General features: G+C 71.5%; 21 protein-coding genes. 20 read left to right on the top strand and 1 reads right to left on the bottom strand.

Annotated features, from left to right (window positions below; translation table 11 throughout):
• The first annotated feature begins 263 nt into the window (after positions 1-263).
• The 6 genes from aroC to nusB all read left to right on the top strand — a co-directional run bounded on the left by aroC (position 264) and on the right by nusB (position 6,450).
• Positions 264-1,448, top strand: coding sequence for a chorismate synthase (aroC, locus tag ACFYW5_RS32445; protein ID WP_389420698.1), 1,185 nt, complete (start codon positions 264-266; stop codon positions 1,446-1,448).
• 26 nt (positions 1,449-1,474) lie between these two features.
• Positions 1,475-3,088, top strand: coding sequence for a 3-dehydroquinate synthase (gene aroB / locus ACFYW5_RS32440; protein ID WP_389420703.1), 1,614 nt, complete (start codon positions 1,475-1,477; stop codon positions 3,086-3,088).
• A 165-nt stretch (positions 3,089-3,253) separates the two neighbouring features.
• A complete protein-coding gene (locus tag ACFYW5_RS32435; protein ID WP_389420697.1) occupies positions 3,254-4,111 on the top strand; it encodes a Pro-rich N-terminal domain-containing protein in 858 nt (285 codons plus the stop codon).
• Positions 4,112-4,293: 182 nt separating this feature from the next.
• Positions 4,294-5,400, top strand: a complete 1,107-nt coding sequence (locus tag ACFYW5_RS32430) for an aminopeptidase P family protein (protein ID WP_389420696.1) — start codon at positions 4,294-4,296, stop codon at positions 5,398-5,400.
• Between the two features lie 49 nt (positions 5,401-5,449).
• Complete coding sequence (gene efp, locus ACFYW5_RS32425) at positions 5,450-6,016, top strand: elongation factor P (protein WP_328870023.1); 567 nt, start codon at positions 5,450-5,452, stop codon at positions 6,014-6,016.
• 2 nt (positions 6,017-6,018) lie between these two features.
• Positions 6,019-6,450, top strand: coding sequence for a transcription antitermination factor NusB (nusB, locus tag ACFYW5_RS32420; RefSeq protein WP_389420695.1), 432 nt, complete (start codon positions 6,019-6,021; stop codon positions 6,448-6,450).
• A 263-nt stretch (positions 6,451-6,713) separates the two neighbouring features.
• Here nusB and bldD read toward each other — a convergent pair whose 3' ends face one another.
• The gene (gene bldD / locus ACFYW5_RS32415) at positions 6,714-7,214 is read right to left on the bottom strand and encodes a transcriptional regulator BldD (protein ID WP_007380685.1); all 501 of its coding nucleotides are present in this window, start codon (positions 7,212-7,214) and stop codon (positions 6,714-6,716) included.
• Positions 7,215-7,466: 252 nt separating this feature from the next.
• Between bldD and pyrR the strand changes: the two genes are divergently transcribed.
• From pyrR to ACFYW5_RS32345, 14 genes are all read left to right on the top strand, one after another.
• A complete protein-coding gene (gene pyrR / locus ACFYW5_RS32410) occupies positions 7,467-8,024 on the top strand; it encodes a bifunctional pyr operon transcriptional regulator/uracil phosphoribosyltransferase PyrR (protein WP_351980902.1) in 558 nt (185 codons plus the stop codon).
• An 84-nt stretch (positions 8,025-8,108) separates the two neighbouring features.
• Positions 8,109-9,086, top strand: a complete 978-nt coding sequence (locus tag ACFYW5_RS32405) for an aspartate carbamoyltransferase catalytic subunit (protein ID WP_389420694.1) — start codon at positions 8,109-8,111, stop codon at positions 9,084-9,086.
• Between the two features lie 5 nt (positions 9,087-9,091).
• Positions 9,092-10,378 carry a dihydroorotase gene (locus ACFYW5_RS32400; protein ID WP_389420693.1) on the top strand — a complete coding sequence of 429 codons (1,287 nt, stop codon included), beginning with the start codon at positions 9,092-9,094 and terminating at the stop codon, positions 10,376-10,378.
• Positions 10,375-10,932, top strand: coding sequence for a hypothetical protein (locus ACFYW5_RS32395; RefSeq protein WP_389420692.1), 558 nt, complete (start codon positions 10,375-10,377; stop codon positions 10,930-10,932). Before ACFYW5_RS32400 ends, ACFYW5_RS32395 begins: the two co-directional genes overlap by 4 nt.
• Positions 10,929-12,071: a glutamine-hydrolyzing carbamoyl-phosphate synthase small subunit gene (carA, locus tag ACFYW5_RS32390; RefSeq protein ID WP_389420691.1), complete on the top strand. Its 1,143-nt coding sequence runs from the start codon at positions 10,929-10,931 to the stop codon at positions 12,069-12,071. The genes ACFYW5_RS32395 and carA overlap by 4 nt, the downstream gene beginning before the upstream one ends.
• A complete protein-coding gene (gene carB / locus ACFYW5_RS32385; RefSeq protein ID WP_389420690.1) occupies positions 12,064-15,372 on the top strand; it encodes a carbamoyl-phosphate synthase large subunit in 3,309 nt (1,102 codons plus the stop codon). Before carA ends, carB begins: the two co-directional genes overlap by 8 nt.
• A gap of 95 nt (positions 15,373-15,467) precedes the next feature.
• A complete protein-coding gene (locus ACFYW5_RS32380) occupies positions 15,468-16,574 on the top strand; it encodes a quinone-dependent dihydroorotate dehydrogenase (protein ID WP_389420689.1) in 1,107 nt (368 codons plus the stop codon).
• Complete coding sequence (pyrF, locus tag ACFYW5_RS32375) at positions 16,571-17,413, top strand: orotidine-5'-phosphate decarboxylase (RefSeq protein WP_389420688.1); 843 nt, start codon at positions 16,571-16,573, stop codon at positions 17,411-17,413. The genes ACFYW5_RS32380 and pyrF overlap by 4 nt, the downstream gene beginning before the upstream one ends.
• 318 nt (positions 17,414-17,731) lie before the next feature.
• The gene (locus tag ACFYW5_RS32370) at positions 17,732-18,055 is read left to right on the top strand and encodes an integration host factor (protein ID WP_003977346.1); all 324 of its coding nucleotides are present in this window, start codon (positions 17,732-17,734) and stop codon (positions 18,053-18,055) included.
• Positions 18,056-18,115: 60 nt separating this feature from the next.
• Complete coding sequence (gmk, locus tag ACFYW5_RS32365) at positions 18,116-18,673, top strand: guanylate kinase (RefSeq protein WP_389420687.1); 558 nt, start codon at positions 18,116-18,118, stop codon at positions 18,671-18,673.
• 50 nt (positions 18,674-18,723) lie between these two features.
• Positions 18,724-18,996 (top strand): DNA-directed RNA polymerase subunit omega, encoded by a 273-nt coding sequence (gene rpoZ, locus ACFYW5_RS32360; RefSeq protein WP_003988945.1) that lies wholly within the window; start codon positions 18,724-18,726, stop codon positions 18,994-18,996.
• A 111-nt stretch (positions 18,997-19,107) separates the two neighbouring features.
• On the top strand, positions 19,108-20,310 hold the full coding sequence (gene coaBC, locus ACFYW5_RS32355) for a bifunctional phosphopantothenoylcysteine decarboxylase/phosphopantothenate--cysteine ligase CoaBC (RefSeq protein ID WP_389420686.1): 1,203 nt from the start codon (positions 19,108-19,110) through the stop codon (positions 20,308-20,310).
• A gap of 238 nt (positions 20,311-20,548) precedes the next feature.
• Positions 20,549-21,757 (top strand): methionine adenosyltransferase, encoded by a 1,209-nt coding sequence (metK, locus tag ACFYW5_RS32350; protein ID WP_389420685.1) that lies wholly within the window; start codon positions 20,549-20,551, stop codon positions 21,755-21,757.
• A gap of 109 nt (positions 21,758-21,866) precedes the next feature.
• Positions 21,867-24,023, top strand: coding sequence for a primosomal protein N' (locus ACFYW5_RS32345; RefSeq protein ID WP_389420684.1), 2,157 nt, complete (start codon positions 21,867-21,869; stop codon positions 24,021-24,023).
• Positions 24,024-24,104: the final 81 nt, after the last annotated feature.

The raw sequence follows: 24,104 nt of genomic DNA, 5'->3' as shown, positions 1-24,104 counted from the left end.
GCCACGAGCTGGCAGCAGCCTGATAGCCACACCCGGCACCCCTGGGCGATCCAACCCTACGAATGGCTCGATCAACCCGATCAAGAAGGTAGAGCAGCCTGACACATTCGCGTCCGACTGATGGACCGGCGGCCGGGGACCGCACCGGGACGTGGGAGGATCGGAAGCGGCGGGCCGGGGCCGCGCACCTGGTCTTGCCGTCGCCGTACGCGAGGACACGCGTACGAAGGGCAGTACCAGGGCGCGAGCACTGAGGAGCATCGTTGAGCAGGTTGCGCTGGCTGACCGCGGGGGAGTCCCACGGCCCCGCACTCGTGGCGACGCTGGAGGGCCTCCCGGCCGGCGTGCCGATCACCACGGAGATGGTGGCGGACCACCTGGCCCGGCGCCGGCTCGGCTATGGCCGCGGTGCGCGGATGAAGTTCGAGCGCGACGAGGTCACCTTCCTCGGCGGCGTCCGGCACGGCCTCACCCTGGGCTCCCCGGTGGCGATCATGGTCGGCAACACCGAGTGGCCCAAGTGGGACCAGGTCATGGCGGCCGACCCGGTCGACCCGGAGATCCTCGCCGGGCTCGCCCGCAACGCCCCGCTGACCCGGCCCCGCCCCGGCCACGCGGACCTCGCGGGCATGCAGAAGTACGGCTTCGACGAGGCCCGGCCGATCCTGGAGCGCGCCTCGGCGCGTGAGACGGCGGCCCGGGTGGCGCTCGGCGCGGTGGCGCGGTCGTACGTGAAGGAGACCGCCGGCATCGAGATCGTCAGCCACGTGGTCGAGCTGTGCTCCGTGAAGGCCCCGCAGGGCGTGTACCCCACCCCGGCCGACGTCGAGAAGCTGGACGCCGACCCGCTGCGCTGCCTGGACGCGGACACCTCGAAGGCGATGGTCGCGGAGGTCGACCAGGCCCACAAGGACGGCGACACCCTCGGCGGCGTGGTCGAGATCCTGGCCTACGGCGTCCCCGTCGGCCTCGGCTCGCACGTGCACTGGGACCGCAAGCTGGACGCGCGGCTCGCCGGTGCGCTCATGGGCATCCAGGCGATCAAGGGCGTGGAGCTCGGCGACGGGTTCGAGCTGGCGCGGGTGCCGGGCTCCAAGGCGCACGACGAGATCGTCAACACCCCCGAGGGCATCAAGCGCGTCTCCGGCCGCTCCGGCGGCACCGAGGGCGGTCTGACCACCGGTGAGCTGCTGCGGGTCCGGGCCGCGATGAAGCCGATCGCGACCGTGCCGCGCGCCCTGCAGACCGTGGACGTCACCACCGGCGAGGCCGCCGCCGCCCACCACCAGCGCTCCGACGTCTCCGCGGTCCCGGCCGCCGGCATCGTCGCCGAGGCCATGGTGGCCCTCGTCCTCGCGGACGCGGTGGCGGAGAAGTTCGGCGGCGACTCGGTCGCCGAGACCCGGCGCAATGTGCGCTCCTACCTCGACAACCTGGTGATCCGGTGAACCCGGTGGTGGTGCTCGTCGGCCCGATGGGCGTGGGCAAGTCCACCGTCGGGCAGCTGCTCGCCGAGCGGCTCGGCGTCGGCTACCGCGACACCGACGACGACATCGTCGCCGAGCAGGGCCGGGCCATCGCCGAGATCTTCGTCGACGAGGGCGAGCCCGCCTTCCGCGCGATCGAGAAGCAGGCCGTGCTGCGGGCCCTGGCCGAGCACGAGGGCGTCCTCGCGCTCGGCGGCGGCGCCATTCTGGACGAGGACACGCGCACGGCGCTGGCCGGACTGCGGGTCGTCTACCTCTCGATGGACGTCGAGGAGGCGGTCAAGCGCACCGGCCTGAACGCCGCCCGCCCGCTGCTCGCGGTCAACCCCCGCAAGCAGTGGCGTGAGCTGATGGAGGCCCGCCGTCATCTGTACGAGCAGATCGCCACGGCGGTCGTGGCCACCGACGGCCGTACGCCCGACGAAGTCACCCGAGCCGCCCTGGACGCACTGGAGTTGAAGACTGCATCCCCCGGGGGGCAACCCCCGGACCCCCGGCCGGAGGACGTCATGGCAAGCCAAGTCACCAGGATCCAGGTCGGCGGCACGGCGGGCAGTGAGCCGTACGAGGTTCTGGTGGGCCGTCAACTCCTGGGCGAGCTCGGCGGGTTGATCGGTGACCGGGTCAAGCGGGTCGCCGTCATCCACCCCGAGGCCCTCGCCGAGACCGGCGAGGCGCTGCGTGCCGACCTCGCCGGGCAGGGCTTCGACGCCGTCGCCATCCAGGTGCCGAACGCCGAGGAGGCCAAGACCGCCGAGGTCGCCGCCTACTGCTGGAAGGCGCTCGGCCAGTCCGGCTTCACCCGCACCGACGTCGTGGTGGGCGTCGGCGGCGGCTCCACCACCGACCTCGCCGGGTTCGTGGCCGCGACCTGGCTGCGCGGGGTGCGCTGGATCGCCATCCCGACGACCGTGCTCGCCATGGTCGACGCGGCCGTCGGCGGCAAGACCGGCATCAACACCGCCGAGGGCAAGAACCTCGTCGGCGCCTTCCACCCGCCCGCCGGTGTCCTGTGCGACCTGGCCGCACTGGACTCCCTCCCGGTCAACGACTACGTCTCCGGGCTCGCCGAGGTCATCAAGGCCGGCTTCATCGCCGACCCGGCGATCCTCGACCTCATCGAGTCCGACCCCGAGGCCGCCCGCACCCCGGCCGGACCGCACACCGCCGAGCTGATCGAGCGCTCGATCCGGGTGAAGGCCGAGGTCGTCTCCTCGGACCTGAAGGAGTCGGGCCTGCGCGAGATCCTCAACTACGGCCACACCCTCGGCCACGCCATCGAGAAGAACGAGCGCTACAAGTGGCGGCACGGCGCGGCGGTGGCCGTCGGCATGCACTTCGCCGCCGAACTGGGCCGCCTGGCCGGGCGGCTCGACGACGCGACCGCCGATCGGCACCGCACGATCCTGGAGGCGGTCGGCCTTCCGCTGCACTACCGCTACGACCAGTGGCCCAAGCTGGTGGAGAACATGAAGGTCGACAAGAAGTCCCGCGGCGACCTGCTCCGCTTCATCGTCCTGGACGGCCTGGCCAAGCCGACCGTCCTGGAGGGCCCGGACCCGGCCGTGCTGCTCGCCGCGTACGGAGAAGTGGGCCAGTAAGTCCGCCGGGGCGCCGTACGCCCGATTTTCCCTGTGCGCAGGGGCACTTCGGACCGCCCCCGGCCGTTCACCAAACAGTGGCCGGGGGCGGTACCGTTCGGTAGGGAGCGGGGCTCGCCCCTCGCTGCCAGCGCCAATGTCCCGTACGAGATGGAGTGGCACCGGATGCAGCACGCAGTGGGTTCTCCGCTGCCGCCGCCCCACCAGCCGGGGCACGGACCGGCCGTCGGCTGGTCCCCGGCCGCACACCACCCGGGTCCGCCGCACCCGGGCCCGCACCAGGGGGCCGCCCCCGTGCCCCCGCCGGCGCCCGGCTTCACCGGGCCGCCCCCGGGCCCGGTTCCGCCGACGCCCCCGCACGTCCCGCAGCCCCCAGCCCCCGACACCACCGGCCATGTGCCGCTGCCCCCCGGCGGCCCGGTCGCCATGCCGCCCGTCCCCGCCCCGGGCGCGCCCGATCCGTCCGGCACGACCCTCGCGGTGCTGCTCATCGGCCCGGCGGGCGCCGGGAAGACCAGCGTCGCCAAGTACTGGGCCGACCACCGTCGGGTGCCCACGGCCCACATCAGCCTCGACGACGTCCGCGAATGGGTCCGCTCCGGCTTCGCCGACCCCCAGACCGGCTGGAACGACCACTCCGAGGCCCAGTACCGCCTGGCCCGCCGCACCTGCGGCTTCGCCGCCCGCAACTTCCTGGCCAACGGCATCTCCTGCATCCTCGACGACGCGGTCTTCCCCGACCGCCCGGTCGTCGGCCTCGGCGGCTGGAAGCGCCATGTGGGCCCCGGCCTGCTGCCGGTGGTCCTCCTGCCGGGCCTGGAGATCGTCCTGGAGCGCAACGCGGAACGCTCCGGCAACCGCCGCCTCACCGACGAGGAGGTGGCCCGCATCCACGGCCGCATGGCGGGCTGGTACGGCTCGGGCCTGCCGATCATCGACAACTCCCAAATGGACGTGCAGCAGACGGCCCAGGTCCTGGACGACGTACTGGCCCGGTCCATAGCGAGCCCACCGAGCTGGTAAAGGGCTCCTTGTGGCGCAGGGGACCGGTCCCACCCCAGGGGCGCGGGGCTGTATCGATGTGCGGCTCCGCCGCGCGGGCGCGACAAGCCCCCACAGCCCCGCACCTGGCGCAGCAACCGCAACCACCCCCCACTCGGCCCTCCCGACCGGCGCCGCGCCTACAAGACTCCTACGCTCGTGTCATGTCAGAGGTGTACGCCACCCGAAGATCCCGTCTACGGGACCACTGCCAAGCCGGCGGCAGCCACTCCGCTCTGGTCACCCGCCCCGCCAACGTCCGCTACCTGGCGGGCGCGGCCCCCCAGAATGCCGTCCTGCTGATCGGCCGTACCGAGGACGTCCTGGTGTGCACCGGCCCGCCGGACGACCGCCCCGCCGGGGGCCGCCCGGACGAGGCGCTGCGCGTGCACCGGCTCCCCGGCGCCGGAGGCGATCCGGCGGTGGCCGCCGCCGATCTCGCCGGAGGGCAGCGCGCCGAGTCCCTGGCCGTGGAGGAGCATCACCTCACCGTCGCCCGGTACCGGGCCATCACCTCCGTCGCGCCCCGGCTGCGCCTCGCGGGGCTGGGCGGAGCCGTCGAACAGCTGAGGGTGGTGAAGGACGAGGAGGAGATCTCCTGTCTGCGCATCGGCGCCGAGATCGCCGACCAGGCCCTCGGCGAGCTCCTGGAGTCCATCCTCGTCGGCCGCACCGAGCGGCATCTCGCCCTGGAGCTGGAGCGCCGGCTCGTCGACCACGGGGCCGACGGCCCCGCCTTCCCGACCTCTGTGGCCACCGGCCCGAACTCCGGCCGCCGCGGCCACCGGCCCACCGACCGACGGGTCGAAGAGGGCGACTTTCTCTCCGTCTGCCTGGGCGCCACCTACCGCGGCTACCGCTGCGAGATCGGCCGCACCTTCGTCATCGGCACCTCGCCGGCCGACTGGCAGATCGAGCTGTACGACCTCGTCTTCGCCGCTCAGCGCGCCGGCCGGGAGAGCCTGGCACCCGGCGCCGCCTACCGCGACGTGGACCGGGCGGCCCGCCAGGTGCTGGACTCCGCGGGGCATGCGGAGGGGCTGCCACCGCTCACCGGCCATGGCGTCGGACTCGAAATCGACGAGGACCCGCAGTTGGCTCCCGCGGCCATGGGTAAACTGGACGCTTGCGTGCCGGTCACCGTCGAACCGGGGGTTCACCTCCCGGGCCGGGGCGGCGTCCGGATCGATGACACGCTCGTCGTCCGCCCCGAGGCGGACGGCGGACCCGAGCTACTCACCATCACGACCAAGGAGCTGCTCGCGCTGTAGGAGTGCGTGCGCCGGGGTCGTCCACGTCAGTCCAGGAGATTCCGCAACCGTGGCTTCCACGAACGACCTCAAGAACGGCATGGTGCTCAAGCTCGAAGGCGGCCAGCTCTGGTCCGTCGTCGAGTTCCAGCACGTCAAGCCCGGCAAGGGCCCGGCCTTCGTGCGCACCAAGCTCAAGAACGTGCTCTCCGGCAAGGTCGTCGACAAGACGTTCAACGCCGGTGTCAAGGTCGAGACGGCCACTGTCGACAAGCGCGACATGCAGTTCTCGTACATGGACGGCGAGTACTTCGTCTTCATGGACATGGAGACCTACGACCAGCTGATGGTCGACCGCAAGGCCGTCGGCGACGCCGCCAACTTCCTGATCGAGGGCTTCACCGCCACCGTCGCGCAGCACGAGGGCGAGGTGCTCTTCGTCGAGCTGCCGGCCGCTGTCGAGCTCGTCATCCAGGAGACCGAGCCGGGCGTCCAGGGCGACCGCTCCACCGGTGGCACCAAGCCCGCCATCCTGGAGACCGGCCACCAGATCAACGTCCCGCTCTTCATCACCACCGGTGAGAAGATCAAGGTCGACACCCGCACGAGCGACTACCTCGGCCGGGTGAACAGCTAACCGTGGCTGCCCGCAACACGGCCCGCAAGCGCGCCTTCCAGATCCTCTTCGAGGGCGACCAGCGCGACGCCGACGTCCTGACGGTCCTCGCGGACTGGGTCCGGCTCTCCCACGCCGACACCCGCCAGCCGCCGGTGAGCGAGTACACGATGCAGCTCGTCGAGGGCTACGCGGAGCACGCGCGCCGGATCGACGAGCTGCTCGCGCAGTACTCGGTCGGCTGGACGCTGGACCGGATGCCGGTCGTGGACCGCAACATCCTGCGGCTCGGCGCCTACGAGCTGATCTGGGTCGACGAGACCCCGGACGCCGTCGTGCTCGACGAGATGGTGCAGCTGGCCAAGGAGTTCTCCACGGACGAGTCGCCCTCGTTCGTGAACGGCCTCCTCGGCCGTCTGAAGGAGCTCAAGCCGACGCTGCGCCGGGAGGCGTAGGCGGCGGTACGACGAACGCCGGGGGCCTGCAGCGCGCTTGCTGCGGGCCCCCGGCGTTCGTGCGCCCAGGGGGGCGGGGTGGTGCCGCCGCTTGCGGCCCGGCGGTGGTCCGTGGCTGGTCGCGCAGTTCCCCGCGCCCCTGCCCGGCGTTGCCGTGGCCGGAGTCGTCACCGCGCCGGAACACGGAAAACACCGCCGGGGTGGCGGGAGCCACATAGCTCCTACCACCCCGGCGTTACGTTTCTGCTCAACCCGCGGAGCGTTCAGCTGTCCTCGTGGGACACCGCGCGGCGGGCGTCGGCGTCCAGCACGCCCCAGCTGATCAGCTGCTCGGTGAGGACCGAGGGGGACTGGTCGTAGATGACGGCGAGTGTGCGCAGGTCGTCCTGGCGGATCGAGAGCACCTTGCCGTTGTAGTCACCGCGCTGCGACTGGATCGTCGCGGCGTAGCGCTGGAGGGGGCCCGCCTTCTCGGCCGGCACGTGGGCCAGCCGCTCCAGGTCCAGGACCAGCTTCGGCGGCGGCTCGGCGGCCCCGCCCGGCGTGGTGCCGGGCAGCAGCTCCTGCACCGGAACGCCGTAGAAATCCGCCAGCTCGGCAAGGCGCTGCACGGTCACGGCACGGTCGCCGCGCTCGTACGAACCGACCACCACGGCCTTCCAGCGTCCCTGGGACTTCTCCTCGACACCGTGGAGGGAAAGGCCCTGCTGGGTGCGGATGGCCCGGAGCTTGGCCCCGAGCTGTTTGGCGTATTCGCTGGACATATAGCTCCCCGGACACTGTGTCGACGCGGCCGGCCGTCTTCCTGCCGCGCGGCTGGTAACTCACTGTGAGGTTACGCAGCGTGACTCTCGTGCGTCAAGCCGAATGGTCCACACCGACTCTTCCGTGGTCGCGGCGGTCGGTTGGGCCAAGGGGGTGATCCGAGTCCGGTTCCCGGCCTGCTACGGTGGATGACGCAAACCCGACGTCCTTTAAGGTCCGTCCCGTGAGGCGGAGAAGGAGGTCCTTTTCCCATGGACACGCAAGCGTCCGATGCGCGGCCCGTTCTCGAGGGCCCCGACATCGCGCGGGTACTGACCCGCATCGCCCACGAGATCGTCGAACGCGCCAAGGGCGCCGACGACGTGGTGCTCCTCGGCATTCCCACCCGGGGCGTCTTCCTCGCCCGGCGGCTGGCCGAGAAGCTCGAAGAGATCACCGGCGGCAAGATCCCGGTCGGCTCGCTCGACATCACCATGTACCGCGACGACCTGCGCATGCACCCGCCGCGCGCGCTCGCCCGTACGGAGATCCCCGGTGACGGGCTCGACGGCCGGCTGGTCGTCCTCGTCGACGACGTGCTCTTCTCCGGCCGCACCATCCGTGCCGCCCTCGACGCGCTGAACGACCTCGGCCGCCCCCGCGCCGTGCAGCTCGCCGTGCTCGTCGACCGCGGCCACCGCGAACTGCCCATCCGCGCCGACTACGTCGGCAAGAACCTCCCCACGTCGTTGCGGGAGACGGTCAAGGTCCAGCTCACCGAGGAGGACGGTCGCGACACCGTGCTGCTCGGTGTGAAGCCGACCTCGTAGCAGCCGGACCGCGTACGCCCTGTCGGTGCGCCCTCGCCTGCCCGGAATCTCCCGATACCTGAACTGCCTTACGGAGCCTGACAGATGCAGCGTCATCTCATCTCGGCCGCCGATCTCACCCGCGACGACGCCGTCCAGATCCTCGACACCGCCGAGGAGATGGCCCGGGTGGCCGACCGGCCCATCAAGAAGCTGCCGACCCTGCGCGGCCGCACCATCGTGAACCTCTTCTTCGAGGACTCCACGCGCACGCGTATCTCCTTCGAGGCCGCCGAGAAGCGCCTGTCCGCGGACGTCATCAACTTCTCGGCCAAGGGATCCAGCGTCTCCAAGGGCGAGTCCCTCAAGGACACCGCCCAGACCCTGGAGGCCATGGGCGTCGACGCCGTGGTCATCCGGCACGGCGCCTCCGGAGCGCCGTACCGGCTCGCCAACTCCGGGTGGATCGACGCGGTCGTCATCAACGCCGGTGACGGCACCCACCAGCACCCCACCCAGGCCCTGCTGGACGCCTTCACCATGCGCCGCCGGCTCGTCGGCCGGGACGCCGGGATCGGCCAGGACCTGGCCGGCAAGCGGATCACGCTGGTCGGCGACGTCCTGCACAGCCGGGTCGCCCGCTCCAACGTCGACCTGCTGCACACCCTCGGCGCCGAGGTCACCCTGGTCGCCCCGCCCACCCTGGTCCCGGTCGGCGTCGGCACCTGGCCGTGCGAGGTGTCGTACGACCTGGACGCCGTGCTCCCCAAGTCCGACGCCGTGATGATGCTCCGCGTCCAGCGGGAGCGCATGAACGCCGCGTTCTTCCCCACCGAGCGCGAGTACTCGCGCCGCTACGGCCTCGACGGCGACCGCATGGCCAAGATGCCCGAGCACGCCATCGTGATGCACCCCGGGCCGATGGTGCGCGGCATGGAGATCACCGCCGAGGTCGCCGACTCCGAGCGCTGCACCGTCGTCGAGCAGGTCGCAAACGGAGTCTCCATCCGGATGGCCGTCCTGTACCTGCTGCTGGGCGGCAACCAGCCCGCCGTCAGCCACACCCGCATCGAGGAGAAGTAAGACAGATGAGCAAGATCCTGATCCGTGGTGCGAAGGTGCTCGGCGGCGAGCCGCAGGACGTCCTGATCGACGGTGCGACCATCGCCGAGGTGGGCACCGGTCTGAGCGCGGAGGGCGCCGAGGTCGTCGAGGCGGCCGGCAAGGTGCTGCTGCCGGGCCTGGTCGATCTGCACACGCATCTGCGCGAGCCCGGGCGCGAGGACTCCGAGACCGTCCTGACCGGCACGCGCGCGGCGGCCGGCGGTGGCTACACCGCCGTGTTCGCCATGGCCAACACCTTCCCCGTCGCCGACACCGCCGGCGTGGTCGAGCAGGTCTACCGGCTCGGCCAGGAGCACGGCTACTGCGACGTCCAGCCCATCGGTGCCGTCACCGTCGGCCTGGAGGGCAAGAAGCTCGCCGAGCTGGGCGCCATGCACGAGTCGGCGGCCGGTGTCACCGTCTTCTCCGACGACGGCAAGTGCGTCGACGACGCCGTGATGATGCGCCGGGCGCTGGAGTACGTGAAGGCCTTCGGCGGCGTCGTCGCGCAGCACGCGCAGGAGCCGCGGCTGACCGAGGGCGCCCAGATGAACGAGGGCGTCGTCTCCGCCGAGCTGGGACTCGGGGGCTGGCCCGCGGTGGCCGAGGAGTCGATCATCGCCCGGGACGTCCTGCTCGCCGAGCACGTCGGCTCCCGCGTCCACATCTGCCACCTGTCGACCGCCGGGTCCGTCGAGATCGTGCGCTGGGCCAAGTCCCGCGGCATCGACGTCACCGCCGAGGTCACCCCGCACCACCTCCTGCTCACCGACGAGCTGGTGCGGACGTACAACCCGGTCTACAAGGTCAACCCGCCGCTGCGCACCGAGCGTGACGTCCTGGCGCTGCGCGAGGCGCTCGCCGACGGCACGATCGACATCGTCGCCACCGACCACGCCCCGCACCCGCACGAGGACAAGGACTGCGAGTGGGCCGCGGCCGCCATGGGCATGGTCGGCCTGGAGACCGCGTTGTCAGTGGTCCAGGAGACCATGGTGGAGACCGGGCTCCTCACCTGGGCCGGGGTCGCCGAGCGCATGTCCGTCAAGCCCGCCGAGATCGGGCGGGCGACGGGCCACGGCCGCCCCGTCTCGGCTGGTGAGCCCGCCAACCTCACGCTCGTCGACACGGAATACCGTGGGTCCGTGGACCCCGCGGGCTTCGCCTCGCGCAGCCGCAACACTCCGTACCAGGGGCGTGAGCTGCCGGGCCGTGTGACGCACACGTGGCTCCGGGGCAAGGCCACGCTCGTCGACGGGAAGCTCACGTGACACCTGTAACTCTGCTCGCCGAACAGAAGTCGGCCGAGGTGACCGACTGGGCCGCCCGGATCGGCTGGCTCGTCGGACTGGCCCTCTTCGTCGCGCTCGTCTACTGGCTGATGCGCGAGGGCTGGAAATGGCGCGGCACCCTCCAGGGCGACCTGCCCGAGCTGCCCGGCGCGCCGTCCGAGCCGGGTGAGGCCACACTGACGATGAGCGGCCGGTACCACGGCTCCACGACCGCCGGGCAGTGGCTCGACCGCATCGTGGCGCACGGCCTGGGCACCCGCAGCCGGGTCGAGCTCACGCTGACGGAGGCGGGCCTGGACGTCGTACGCCCCGGGGCGAGCGACTTCTTCGTCCCGGCCGGGCAGCTGCGCGAGGCCCGGCTCGACAAAGGCATCGCCGGCAAGGTCCTGACCGAGGGCGGACTGCTCGTGGTGACCTGGGCGCACGGCGACCGCCTGATCGACTCCGGCTTCCGCTCGGACACGGCGGCCGAGCACACCGAGTGGGTCGACACCCTGAACCAGATGATCAACGACACGGAAGGCGCACGATGACGACCTCCACCAGGGGAGCCACCAGGGTTCCCGCCGTCCTCGTCCTGGAGGACGGCCGGATCTTCCGCGGCCGTGCCTACGGGGCCGTGGGGGTGACCTTCGGCGAGGCCGTGTTCTCCACCGGGATGACCGGCTACCAGGAGACCCTCACCGACCCGTCGTACCACCGCCAGGTCGTCGTGATGACCGCCCCGCACGTGGGCAACACCGGCGTCAACGACGAGGACTCCGAGTCGAAGCGGATCTGGGTCGCCGGATACGTCGTGCGCGACCCCGCGCGCGTGCCGTCCAACTGGCGCTCCCGGCGCTCGCTGGACGAGGAGCTGCGCCGGCAGGGCGTCGTCGGGATCTCCGGCATCGACACGCGCGCGCTGACCCGCCATCTGCGCGAGCGCGGCGCCATGCGCGTCGGCATCTTCTCCGGCAACGCCCTGCCCGACGAGGGCACCATGATCTCCGAGGTGCGCCAGGCCCCCGAGATGACGGGCGCCGACCTCTCCGCAGAGGTCGCCACCACCGAGGCGTACGTCGTCCCGGCGATCGGCGAGAAGAAGTTCACCGTCGCCGCCATCGACCTCGGCATCAAGGGCATGACCCCGCACCGGATGGCCGAGCGCGGCATCGAGGTGCACGTCCTGCCGGCGACCGCGACCCCCGAGGACGTGTACGCGGTCCGGCCCGACGGCGTGTTCTTCTCCAACGGCCCGGGCGACCCGTCCACCGCCGACCACCCTGTCGCCCTCATGCAGGCGGTCCTGGAGCGCGGCACCCCGCTGTTCGGCATCTGCTTCGGCAATCAGATCCTGGGCCGCGCGCTCGGCTTCGGCACGTACAAGCTGAAGTACGGCCACCGCGGCATCAACCAGCCCGTGCAGGACCGTACGACCGGCAAGGTCGAGGTCACCGCGCACAACCACGGATTCGCCGTCGACGCCCCGCTCGACAAGGTCTCCGACACCCCCTTCGGCCGAGCCGAGGTCTCCCACGTCTGCCTGAACGACAACGTGGTGGAGGGCCTGCAGCTGCTCGACAAGCCGGCCTTCAGCGTCCAGTACCACCCCGAGGCGGCGGCCGGCCCGCACGACGCCGCCTACCTGTTCGACCGCTTCACGTCTTTGATGGAGGGCCAGCGTGCCTAAGCGCACCGATATCCAGTCCGTCCTGGTCATCGGCTCCGGCCCGATCGTCATCGGCCAGGCCGCCGAGTTCGACTACTCCGGCACGCAGGCGTGCCGCGTGCTCAAGGCCGAGGGCCTGCGCGTCATCCTGGTCAACTCCAACCCGGCGACGATCATGACCGACCCGGAGATCGCCGACGCCACCTACGTCGAGCCGATCACCCCCGAGTTCGTCGAGAAGATCATCGCCAAGGAGCGCCCGGACACCCTGCTGCCCACCCTGGGCGGCCAGACGGCGCTCAACACCGCCATCTCGCTGCACGAGAACGGCGTCCTGGAGAAGTACGGCGTCGAGCTGATCGGCGCCAACGTGGAGGCGATCCACAAGGGCGAGGACCGCGACCAGTTCAAGGTGGTCGTCGAGGAGGTCCGCAAGAAGATCGGCCACGGCGAGTCCGCCCGCTCGGTCATCTGCCACACCATGGACGACGTCCTCAAGGGCGTCGAGACCCTGGGCGGCTACCCGGTCGTCGTCCGCCCGTCCTTCACCATGGGCGGCGCCGGATCCGGCTTCGCCCACGACGAGGAGGAACTGCGCCGCATCGCCGGGCAGGGCCTCACGCTCTCGCCGACCACCGAGGTGCTCCTGGAGGAGTCCATCCTCGGCTGGAAGGAGTACGAGCTGGAGCTGATGCGCGACAAGCACGACAACGTCGTGGTCGTCTGCTCCATCGAGAACTTCGACCCCATGGGCGTGCACACCGGTGACTCGATCACCGTCGCCCCCGCGATGACGCTGACCGACCGCGAGTACCAGGTGCTGCGCGACGTCGGCATCGCGATCATCCGCGAGGTCGGCGTCGACACCGGCGGCTGCAACATCCAGTTCGCGGTGAACCCCGAGGACGGCCGGGTCATCGTCATCGAGATGAACCCGCGCGTGTCCCGGTCGAGCGCGCTCGCCTCCAAGGCGACCGGCTTCCCGATCGCCAAGATCGCCGCCAAGCTCGCCGTCGGCTACACCCTCGACGAGATCCCGAACGACATCACCCAGGAGACCCCGGCCTCCTTCGAGCCCACGCTCGACTACGTGGTCGTCAAGGCCCCCCGGTTCGCCTTCGAGAAGTTCCCGTCCGCCGACTCCACGCTGACCACCACCATGAAGTCGGTCGGCGAGGCCATGGCCATCGGTCGCAACTTCACCGAGGCGTTCCAGAAGGCGCTGCGCTCGCTGGAGAAGAAGGGCAGCCAGTTCACCTTCGTGGGCGAGCCCGGCGACAAGGCCGCGCTGCTGGAGGAGTCCGTCCGCCCCACCGACGGCCGGATCAACACCGTCATGCAGGCCATCCGCGCGGGCGCCACGGCCGAGGAGGTCTTCGCGTACACGAAGATCGACCCCTGGTTCGTCGACCAGCTCTTCCTGATCAAGGAGATCGCCGACGAGCTCGCCGAGGCGCCCGAGCTGACCCCCGAGCTGCTCGCCGAGGCCAAGCGGCACGGCTTCTCCGACCAGCAGATCGGCGAGATCCGCGGCCTGCGCGAGGACGTCGTCCGCGAGGTGCGGCACGCGCTCGGCATCCGCCCGGTCTACAAGACGGTCGACACCTGCGCCGCCGAGTTCGCCGCGAAGACGCCGTACTTCTACTCCTCCTACGACGAGGAGACCGAGGTCGCCCCGCGCGAGAAGCCCGCGGTGATCATCCTCGGCTCCGGCCCCAACCGGATCGGCCAGGGCATCGAGTTCGACTACTCCTGCGTCCACGCCTCCTTCGCGCTGAGCGACGCCGGGTACGAGACCGTGATGGTCAACTGCAACCCGGAGACCGTCTCCACCGACTACGACACCTCCGACCGCCTGTACTTCGAGCCTCTGACGCTGGAAGACGTGCTGGAGATCGTCCACGCGGAGGCGAAGGCCGGTCCGATCGCGGGCGTCGTCGTGCAGCTCGGCGGGCAGACGCCGCTGGGCCTGGCGCAGGCGTTGAAGGACAACGGCGTCAAGGTCGTCGGTACGTCCCCGGAGGCGATCCACGCCGCCGAGGACCGCGGTGCCTTCGGCCGCGTCCTCAAGGAGGCCGGCCTCCCGGCGCCCAAGCACGGCACCGCCACCACCTTCGCCGAGGCCAAGGCCATCGCCGACGAGATCGGCTACCCGGTCCTCGTGCGGCCGTCGTACGTCCTCGGCGGGCGCGGCATGGAGATCGTCTACGACGAGACCCGGCTGTCGTCCTACATCGCCGAGTCGACCGAGATCAGCCCGACCCGGCCGGTCCTCGTCGACCGCTTCCTGGACGACGCGATCGAGATCGACGTGGACGCGCTCTACGACGGCGAGGAGCTCTACCTCGGCGGCGTGATGGAGCACATCGAGGAGGCCGGCATCCACTCCGGCGACTCCGCGTGCGCGCTGCCCCCGATCACCCTCGGCGGCTTCGACATCAAGCGGCTCCGGGCGTCCACGGAGGCCATCGCCCGCGGCGTCGGCGTCCGCGGCCTGATCAACATCCAGTTCGCGATGGCGGGTGACATCCTCTACGTCCTGGAGGCCAACCCGCGCGCGTCCCGTACGGTCCCCTTCACCTCGAAGGCGACCGCGGTGCCGCTGGCGAAGGCCGCCGCCCGGATCTCGCTCGGTGCGACCGTCGCCGAGCTGCGGGCCGAGGGGCTGCTGCCGCGCACCGGGGACGGCGGCGAGCTGCCGCTGGACGCGCCGATCTCCGTCAAGGAGGCCGTCATGCCGTGGTCGCGCTTCCGCGACATCCACGGCCGCGGTGTCGACACCGTCCTCGGCCCGGAGATGCGCTCCACCGGCGAGGTCATGGGCATCGACTCCGTCTTCGGCACGGCGTACGCCAAGTCGCAGGCGGGCGCGTACGGCCCGCTGCCCACCAAGGGCCGCGCCTTCATCTCGGTGGCCAACCGCGACAAGCGCTCGGTGATCTTCCCGGCCCGTGAACTGGTCGCGCACGGCTTCGAGCTGCTCGCCACCTCCGGCACCGCCGAGGTCCTCAAGCGCAACGGCATCAACGCCACCGTGGTGCGCAAGCAGTCCGAGGGCACCGGCCCGAACGGCGAGAAGACCATCGTCCAGCTCATCCACGACGGCGAGGTCAACCTCATCGTCAACACCCCCTACGGCACGGGCGGCCGCCTGGACGGCTACGAGATCCGTACGGCCGCCGTGGCGCGGTCCGTGCCCTGCCTGACGACCGTGCAGGCGCTGGCCGCCGCGGTGCAGGGCATCGACGCCCTCAACCACGGCGACGTGGGCGTCCGCTCGCTCCAGGAACACGCCGAGCACCTGACCGCGGCCCGCGGCTAGCAGCCCTGAGGGGGACACCGGAAACGGTGTCCCCCTCTTGGTGAGGACACCGGACACCCCTTCCTGGTGCGGACACCACATTCCTGGTGAGGACCATGTACAAGATCTTCTTCAACCTCGTCTTCAAGCGGATGGATCCCGAGCGGGCGCACTACCTGGCCTTCCGCTGGATCCGGCTCGCCGTGCGCGTCCCGGTGCTGCGCACGTTCATCGCCGCCGCGCTCGCGCCCCGCCACAAGGAGCTGCGCACCGAGGCCTTCGGGCTGCGGATGCACGGGCCCTTCGGGCTCGCCGCCGGCTTCGACAAGAACGCGGTCGCCATCGACGGCATGTCGATGCTCGGCTTCGACCACGTCGAGATCGGCACCGTGACCGGGGAGGCGCAGCCCGGCAACCCCAAGAAGCGGCTGTTCCGGCTCGTACCGGACCGGGCGCTGATCAACCGCATGGGCTTCAACAACGAGGGCTCGCTGGCCGTCGCCGCCCGGCTGGCCTCCCGCAACCCGGTCTTCAGGACGGTCGTGGGCGTGAACATCGGCAAGACCAAGGTGGTGCCCGAGGCCGAGGCGGCCGGTGACTACGTGAAGTCGACCGAGCGGCTGGCGCCGTACGCCGACTACCTCGTCGTGAACGTCTCCTCGCCGAACACGCCGGGGCTGCGCAACCTCCAGGCCACCGAGGCGCTGCGCCCGCTGCTGAGCGCCGTGCGCGAGGCCGCCGACCGCACGGTCACCACGCGCCGCGTCCCGCTCCTGGTCAAGATCGCTCCGGACCTCGCCGACGAGGACATCGACGCCGTCGCCGACCTCGCGGTCGAGCTCGGCCTGGACGGGATCATCGCCACCAACACCACCATCGCGCGCGAGGGCCTCGGTCTGACCTCCGAGCCCGCCCTGGTCAAGGAGGCCGGCGGACTGTCCGGCGCCCCGCTCAAGGCCCGCTCCCTGGAGGTGCTGCGGCGGCTCTACGCGCGCGTGGGCGACCGCATCACCCTGGTGGGCGTCGGCGGCATTGAGAACGCCGAGGACGCCTGGCAGCGCATCCTGGCCGGCGCCACGCTGGTCCAGGGATACAGCGCCTTCGTCTACGAGGGGCCCTTCTGGGGCCGCGCGATCCACAAGGGCCTCGCCGCCCGCCTGCGCACCAGCCCGTACGCCACTCTCGCCGACGCGGTCGGCGCCGACGTGAGGAAGGCCGCATGACCCAGGAACCCTTCGGCGCGCGGCTGCGCCGTGCCATGGACGAGCGGGGCCCGCTCTGCGTCGGCATCGACCCGCACGCCTCACTGCTCTCGGAGTGGGGCCTGGACGACGACCTCGCGGGGCTGGAGCGCTTCAGCCGTACCGTCGTCGAGGCCATGGCCGACCGGGTCGCCGTCCTGAAGCCGCAGAGCGCGTTCTTCGAGCGCTTCGGCTCGCGCGGGATCGCCGTGCTGGAGAAGTCGGTGGAGGAGGCGCGGGCGGCCGGGGCGCTGGTCGTCATGGACGCCAAGCGCGGCGACATCGGCTCGACCATGGCCGCGTACGCCGAGTCCTTCCTGCGCAAGGACTCCCCGCTGTTCTCGGACGCGCTGACCGTCTCGCCGTACCTCGGCTACGGCTCGCTCTCGCCCGCCGTGGCGCTGGCGCGGGAGAGCGGCGCGGGGCTGTTCGTGCTGGCGCTGACCTCCAACCCGGAGGGCGGCGAGGTCCAGCACGCGATCCGCGCGGACGGCCGGAACGTCGGCGCGACGATGCTGGCCCACCTGGCCGCCGAGAACGAGGGGGAGGAGCCGCTCGGCTCCTTCGGGGCGGTCGTCGGCGCCACGCTCGGCGATCTGTCCTCCTACGACCTGAGGATCAACGGCCCGCTCCTGGCGCCCGGCATCGGCGCCCAGGGGGCCACTGCGGCCGACCTTCCCCGGGTCTTCGGGGCGGCGGTGCGAAATGTGGTGCCGAACGTAAGCCGGGGGGTGCTGCGGCACGGTCCCGACGTCGGGGCGCTGCGCGCGTCCGCCGAGCGGTTCGCGGAGGAGATCCGGGCGGCCGTGACCGCCGGGTGAGTCCCAGCGGGCACGCCGATCGGGAGTATTTAGACGGTTGATCGGCAGTATTTAGACGCTTGTTCGAGTCCGCCGATGAGTGACCGCGGGTCGACTTGAGTCTGAATACATCCTCAAATCCAGGGCAATATGTCTTAAATGTCCGTCCTGACGGAGGCTGACCAGGACTTTTCCGCTGTTCTCGCTGACTCTGGCGGACTTGCCCGCTAGTCTCCGAGCAGAGAACGGGCAAGCGTGTTGCTCGTACTCCGCAGGTGTGGGGCGACTAGGTTCCTCACCGGTCCGTATCCGACAGTCAACATCCGAGGTGACGTAGGCGTGGCTCTTCCGCCCCTTACCCCTGAACAGCGCGCAGCCGCGCTCGAAAAGGCCGCCGCGGCTCGCCGGGAGCGGGCCGAGGTCAAGAATCGACTCAAGCACTCCGGCGCCTCCCTTCACGAGGTCATCAAGCAGGGCCAGGAGAACGACGTCATCGGCAAGATGAAGGTCTCCGCCCTTCTTGAGTCGCTGCCGGGCGTGGGCAAGGTCCGCGCCAAGCAGATCATGGAGCGACTCGGTATCTCCGAGAGCCGCCGTGTGCGTGGCCTCGGCTCCAACCAGATCGCTTCCCTGGAGCGTGAGTTCGGCAGCACCGGCTCCTGATCCCGGGCACTGCCGGGAAGGGAGTCCCGGGCACCCCGGGATTGCTGGAATAATCGCTGCATGAGTGAACGTCCGCGGCTGACCGTGCTCTCCGGCCCCTCTGGGGTCGGCAAGAGCACGGTCGTCGCCCATATGCGCAAGGAACACCCCGAGGTCTGGCTCTCGGTGTCGGCGACGACCCGCAAGCCCCGACCCGGCGAGAAGCACGGAGTCCACTACTTCTTCGTCACCGACGAGGAGATGGACAAGCTGATCGCCAACGGCGAGCTGCTGGAGTGGGCCGAGTTCGCGGGCAACCGCTACGGCACACCGCGCGCGGCCGTGCTGGAGCGCCTGGAGGCGGGCGAGCCCGTCCTGCTGGAGATCGACCTCCAGGGCGCCCGGCAGGTCCGCGACTCCATGGAAGAGGCTCATCTGGTGTTCCTGGCTCCTCCCTCCTGGGAGGAGCTGGTGCGCAGGCTCACCGGCCGCGGCACCGAGCCGCCCGAGGTGATCGAGCGCCGGCTCCAGGCGGCGAAGGTCGAACTGGCCGCCGAGCGGGAGTTCGACGAGACCCTGGTCAACACCTCCGTCGAGGACGTGGCGCGCGAGCTGCTAGCCTTGATGGACGTTGTGTGATCGTCTCTGATCGCCTGACTTAATCTTTCCCATCCATCGGAAGGTAGAGCGTGTCCTCTTCCATCTCCGCGCCCGAGGGCATCATCAACCCGCCGATCGACGAGCTCCTCGAGGCCACCGACTCGAAGTACAGCCTCGTGATCTACGCGGCCAAGCGGGCCCGCCAGATCAACGCGTACTACTCGCAGCTCGGCGAGGGCCTCCTCGAGTACGTCGGTCCGCTCGTCGACACCCACGTCCACGAGAAGCCGCTCTCGATCGCCCTCCGGGAGATCAACGCGGGGCTGCTGACGTCCGAGGCCGTCGAGGGCCCGGCGCAGTAATATTTCCTGCTTGCAGCAGTCTTTTCCACAGGCCCGGCAGTCATGCTGCCGGGCCTGTGGTGTGTCATGGGGTTGTACGTGTTCCGAGCGTTTCCGAGCCGGGGAGAGACCGTGGACAAGCCGAGGGTCGTGCTGGGGGTCAGCGGTGGCATCGCCGCGTACAAGGCCTGTGAGCTGCTGCGCAGGCTGACCGAGTCGGGACATGACGTCCGTGTGGTGCCCACCTCCTCCGCGCTGCACTTCGTCGGCGCCGCCACCTGGTCGGCCCTGTCCGGCAACCCCGTCTCGACCGAGGTGTGGGACGACGTCCACGTGGTGCCGCACGTCCGCATCGGCCAGCACGCCGACCTGGTGGTGGTCGCCCCGGCCACCGCGGACCTGCTCGCCAAGGCGGCACACGGCCTCGCCGACGACCTGCTGACCAACACCCTGCTCACCGCCCGCTGCCCGGTCGTGTTCGCCCCCGCCATGCATACCGAGATGTGGGAGCACCCGGCCACCCAGGAGAACGTGGCGACCCTGCGCCGCCGGGGCGCCGTCGTCATCGAGCCCGCCGTCGGCCGCCTCACCGGCGTCGACACCGGCAAGGGCCGGCTGCCGGACCCCGCGGAGATCTACGAGGTCTGCCGCCGGGTGCTGGCCCGGGGCGTCACCGAGCCCGACCTCACCGGGCGGCACGTCGTGGTCAGCGCCGGCGGCACCCGCGAGCCCCTCGACCCGGTCCGTTTCCTCGGCAACCGCTCCTCCGGCAAGCAGGGCTACGCCCTCGCCCGCACCGCCGCCGCGCGCGGTGCCCGGGTCACGCTGATCGCCGCCAACACCGGGCTGCCGGACCCGGCGGGCGTGGACGTCGTCCAGGTCGGTACGGCCGTACAGCTGCGGGAGGCGGTGCTGAAGGCGGCCGCCGACGCCGACGCGGTGGTCATGGCCGCGGCGGTCGCGGACTTCCGGCCGGCCGATTACGCCGCCGGGAAGATCAAGAAGAAGGACGGCCAGGACCCGGACCCGATCGTCCTGGTGCGGAATCCGGACATCCTCGCGGAGATCTCCGCCGACCGGGCCCGCCCCGGCCAGGTGGTCGTCGGCTTCGCCGCCGAGACCGACGACGTGCTGGCCAACGGCCGCACCAAGCTGGCGCGCAAGGGCTGCGACCTGCTGGTGGTGAACGAGGTGGGGGAGCGCAAGACCTTCGGCGCCGAGGAGAACGAGGCCGTGGTGCTGGGCGCCGACGGCACCGAGACGCCGGTCCCCTACGGCCCCAAGGAAGCGCTGGCCGAAACCGTGTGGGATCTGGTGGCCGTCCGGCTCGACTGACCGTCGCATTCGCCGCAGGGCCTGCGAAACCGCGCACATTGGGGCGTGGCGCCCCTGGCCAAGGCCACAGAGGATTGGGCAGAATGCCCGTGCCGCAGGTCACAGCGCTCCCGAGAGGCGAGACGGGTGGGCCCGCGGGTGAGCGCGACCGATAAACTGTTCACGGACGACGCCGGGCGCAGCCCCCGTCCCGTCCACCAATGATCAGCCAGCAGCCGCTGCAACCCCAGGGAGCGTTGTGTCCCGTCGCCTGTTCACCTCGGAGTCCGTGACCGAGGGTCACCCCGACAAGATCGCTGACCAGATCAGCGACACCATTCTCGATGCGCTCCTGCGCGAGGACCCGACCTCCCGGGTCGCCGTCGAGACGCTGATCACCACCGGCCTGGTGCACGTGGCCGGCGAGGTCACGACCAAGACGTACGCGGACATCGCGACGCTGGTCCGCAACAAGGTCCTCGAGATCGGCTACGACTCCTCCAAGAAGGGCTTCGACGGCGCCTCCTGCGGTGTCTCCGTCTCCATCGGCGCGCAGTCCCCCGACATCGCGCAGGGCGTCGACACGGCGTACGAGACCCGGGTCGAGGGCGACGAGGACGAGCTGGACCGCCAGGGCGCCGGTGACCAGGGCCTGATGTTCGGCTACGCGACCGACGAGACGCCGACGCTGATGCCGCTGCCGATCTTCCTGGCGCACCGCCTGTCGAAGCGGCTGTCCGAGGTCCGCAAGAACGGCACCATCCCCTACCTGCGCCCCGACGGCAAGACGCAGGTCACCATCGAGTACGACGGCGACAAGGCCGTCCGCCTCGACACGGTCGTCGTCTCCTCGCAGCACGCGAGCGACATCGACCTGGAGTCCCTGCTCGCCCCCGACATCCGCGAGTTCGTCGTGGAGCCGGAGCTGAAGGCGCTCCTGGACGAGGGCATCAAGCTGGACACGGAGAACTACCGCCTGCTGGTCAACCCCACCGGCCGCTTCGAGATCGGCGGCCCGATGGGCGACGCGGGCCTCACCGGCCGCAAGATCATCATCGACACGTACGGCGGCATGGCCCGCCACGGCGGCGGTGCCTTCTCCGGCAAGGACCCGTCCAAGGTGGACCGCTCGGCCGCGTACGCGATGCGCTGGGTCGCCAAGAACGTCGTCGCGGCGGGCCTCGCCTCCCGCTGCGAGGTCCAGGTGGCGTACGCCATCGGCAAGGCCGAGCCGGTGGGTCTGTTCGTCGAGACCTTCGGCACCGCCAAGATCGACGCCGAGAAGATCGAGAAGGCCATCGACGAGGTCTTCGACCTCCGCCCGGCCGCGATCATCCGCGACCTCGACCTGCTCCGCCCGATCTACGCCCAGACGGCCGCGTACGGCCACTTCGGCCGCGAGCTGCCCGACTTCACCTGGGAGCGCACGGACCGCGTGGACGCGCTGCGGGCGGCGGCGGGGCTGTAAGGCTCCGCATCCGGTACGGCTGACGAGGCCCGGCGCCCCTTCGGGGGTGCCGGGCCTCGCGTATGTCCGGGTGGCGCCGCTGTCAGTGGCATTTGGTAAGAATGCAAGCGTGAGCAGCGAGGACGGGCAGGTCGGGGGTGGGGCCGAGGGGGCGCCGCCCGAGCAGCTCGCGTTCATTCGGGAGAGTGTGCGCAAGGCCAAGGGGCCGCGGGCCAAGCCGCGGACCTGGCGGGGGGCCGCGCTTGCTCCGGAGCTGCCGGTCGCGCGGGTGCTGGTGGACAAGGGGGTGCTGCACCTCGACCGGTACTTCGACTACGCGGTGCCGGAGGAGCTGGACGCCGACGCGCAGCCCGGGGTGCGGGTGCGGGTGCGGTTCGGGGCCGGGCGGCACCGGGTGCGGGACGGGCGCCGTGAGGGCGGGGGGCTGATCGACGGGTTCTTGATCGAGCGGCTGGCCGAGTCGGACTACTCCGGGCCGCTCGCCGCGCTGGCCCAGGTGGTGTCCCCGGAGCGGGTGCTCGACGAGGAGTTGCTGGGGCTGGCCCGGGCCGTCGCGGACCGGTACGCGGGGAGTCTGGCCGACGTGCTGCAGCTCGCTGTTCCGCCGCGCAGTGCCCGGGCCGAGCAGCGGCCCTCGCCGGAGCCGTTGCCGGTACCGGCGGCGCCCGAGGCGGGGTCCTGGGAGCGGTACGAGCACGGTGGGACGTTCGTGCGGGCGCTGGCCTCGGGCGGGGTGCCTCGGGCCGTGTGGAACGCCCTTCCCGGGCCCGAGTGGAGCGAGGAGATCGCCCGGGCGGTCGCGGCGACGCTGGCGTCCGGCCGGGGGGCGCTGGTCGTGGTGCCGGACGGGCGGGCCGTGGCGCGGGTGGATGCCGCGTTGACGGCGCTACTGGGGGAGGGGCGGCACGCCGTGCTCACCGCCGATGCCGGGCCCGAGAAGCGGTACCGGGAGTGGCTGGCCGTGCGCCGGGGGGCCGTGCGAGCCGTCGTGGGGACGCGGGCGGCCATGTTCGCGCCGGTGCGGGATCTTGGGCTCGTGGTCATCTGGGACGACGGGGACGACAGTCACAGCGAGCCGCACGCTCCTCAGCCGCATGCGCGGGATGTGTTGCTGCTGCGGGCCGCGCAGGACAAGTGCGCGTTCCTCCTGGGGGCTTGGAGCTGCACCGTCGAGGCCGCCCAGCTGGTGGAGAGCGGGTGGGCCCGGCCGCTGGTCGCCGGACGGGAGCAGGTGCGGGGGGCCGCGCCGCTGGTGCGGACGGTGGGTGACGGGGACCTGGCCCGGGACGAGGCCGCTCGCGCCGCGCGGCTGCCGACGCTGGCCTGGCAGGTCGTCCGGGACGCGGTGCGGCAGGGGCCGGTACTGGTGCAGGTGCCCCGGCGGGGGTACGTGCCGCGGCTGGCGTGCGCCAACTGCCGGGCGCCCGCTCGGTGCCGGCACTGTTCGGGGCCGCTGGAGGCGCAGGACGCGGGGGCGCTTCGGTGCGCGTGGTGCGGGCGGGAGGAAGGCGCCTGGCACTGCGCGGAGTGCGGGGGGTTCCGGCTGCGGGCGCAGGTCGTGGGGGCTCGGCGGACCGCGGAGGAGCTGGGGCGGGCGTTTCCGGCCGTGCCGGTGCGGACGTCCGGGCGGGAGCAGGTGCTGGACACGGTGCCGGGGGTGCCGGCGCTGGTGGTGAGTACCCCGGGGGCCGAGCCGGTGGCCGAGGGCGGTTACGCGGCGGCCCTGCTGCTGGACGGGTGGGCCATGGTGGGGCGGCCCGATCTGCGGGCCGGTGAGGACGCGTTGCGGCGATGGATCGGGGCCGCGGCGCTGGTGCGGCCGCAGGGGGACGGGGGGACCGTGGTGGTGGTGGCCGAGCCGACCCTGCGGCCCGTGCAGGCGTTGGTGCGGTGGGATCCCGTGGGACATGCGGTGCGGGAGCTGGCGGAGCGAGCCGAGCTGGGGTTTCCGCCGGTGTCCCGGATGGCCGCGGTGTCGGGGACGGCGGAGGCTGTGGGGGAGTTTCTGGGGGCCGTGGAACTGCCGGGGGAGGCGGAGGTGCTGGGGCCGGTCCCGGTGCCGGTCACCGCCCCTGGGCGGCCTCGACGGACGGGTGGGCCGCCGCCGGGGGAGCGGTGGGAGCGGGCGTTGATCCGGGTGCCGCCGGGGAGGGGGGCGGCGCTGGCCGCCGCGCTGAAGGCTGCGCAGGCTGCCCGGATGGCTCGGGGTGGGGCCGGTGGGGAGGCGGCGGTTCGGGTGCGGATCGATCCGCCGGATATTGGGTGACGGGGGTGGGGTGCGGGGTGCGGTGGGTTTGCCTGCCGTGCGTCGGTGCGGGTGCGCGTGCGGTGGGGTTCGCGTGTACGT

This window comes from Streptomyces sp. NPDC002779, assembly GCF_042888685.1.
Taxonomy (GTDB): domain Bacteria; phylum Actinomycetota; class Actinomycetes; order Streptomycetales; family Streptomycetaceae; genus Streptomyces.
The sequence above is the reverse complement of the archived record's forward strand: the minus strand, read 5'-3'. Positions and strand labels throughout refer to the sequence as shown.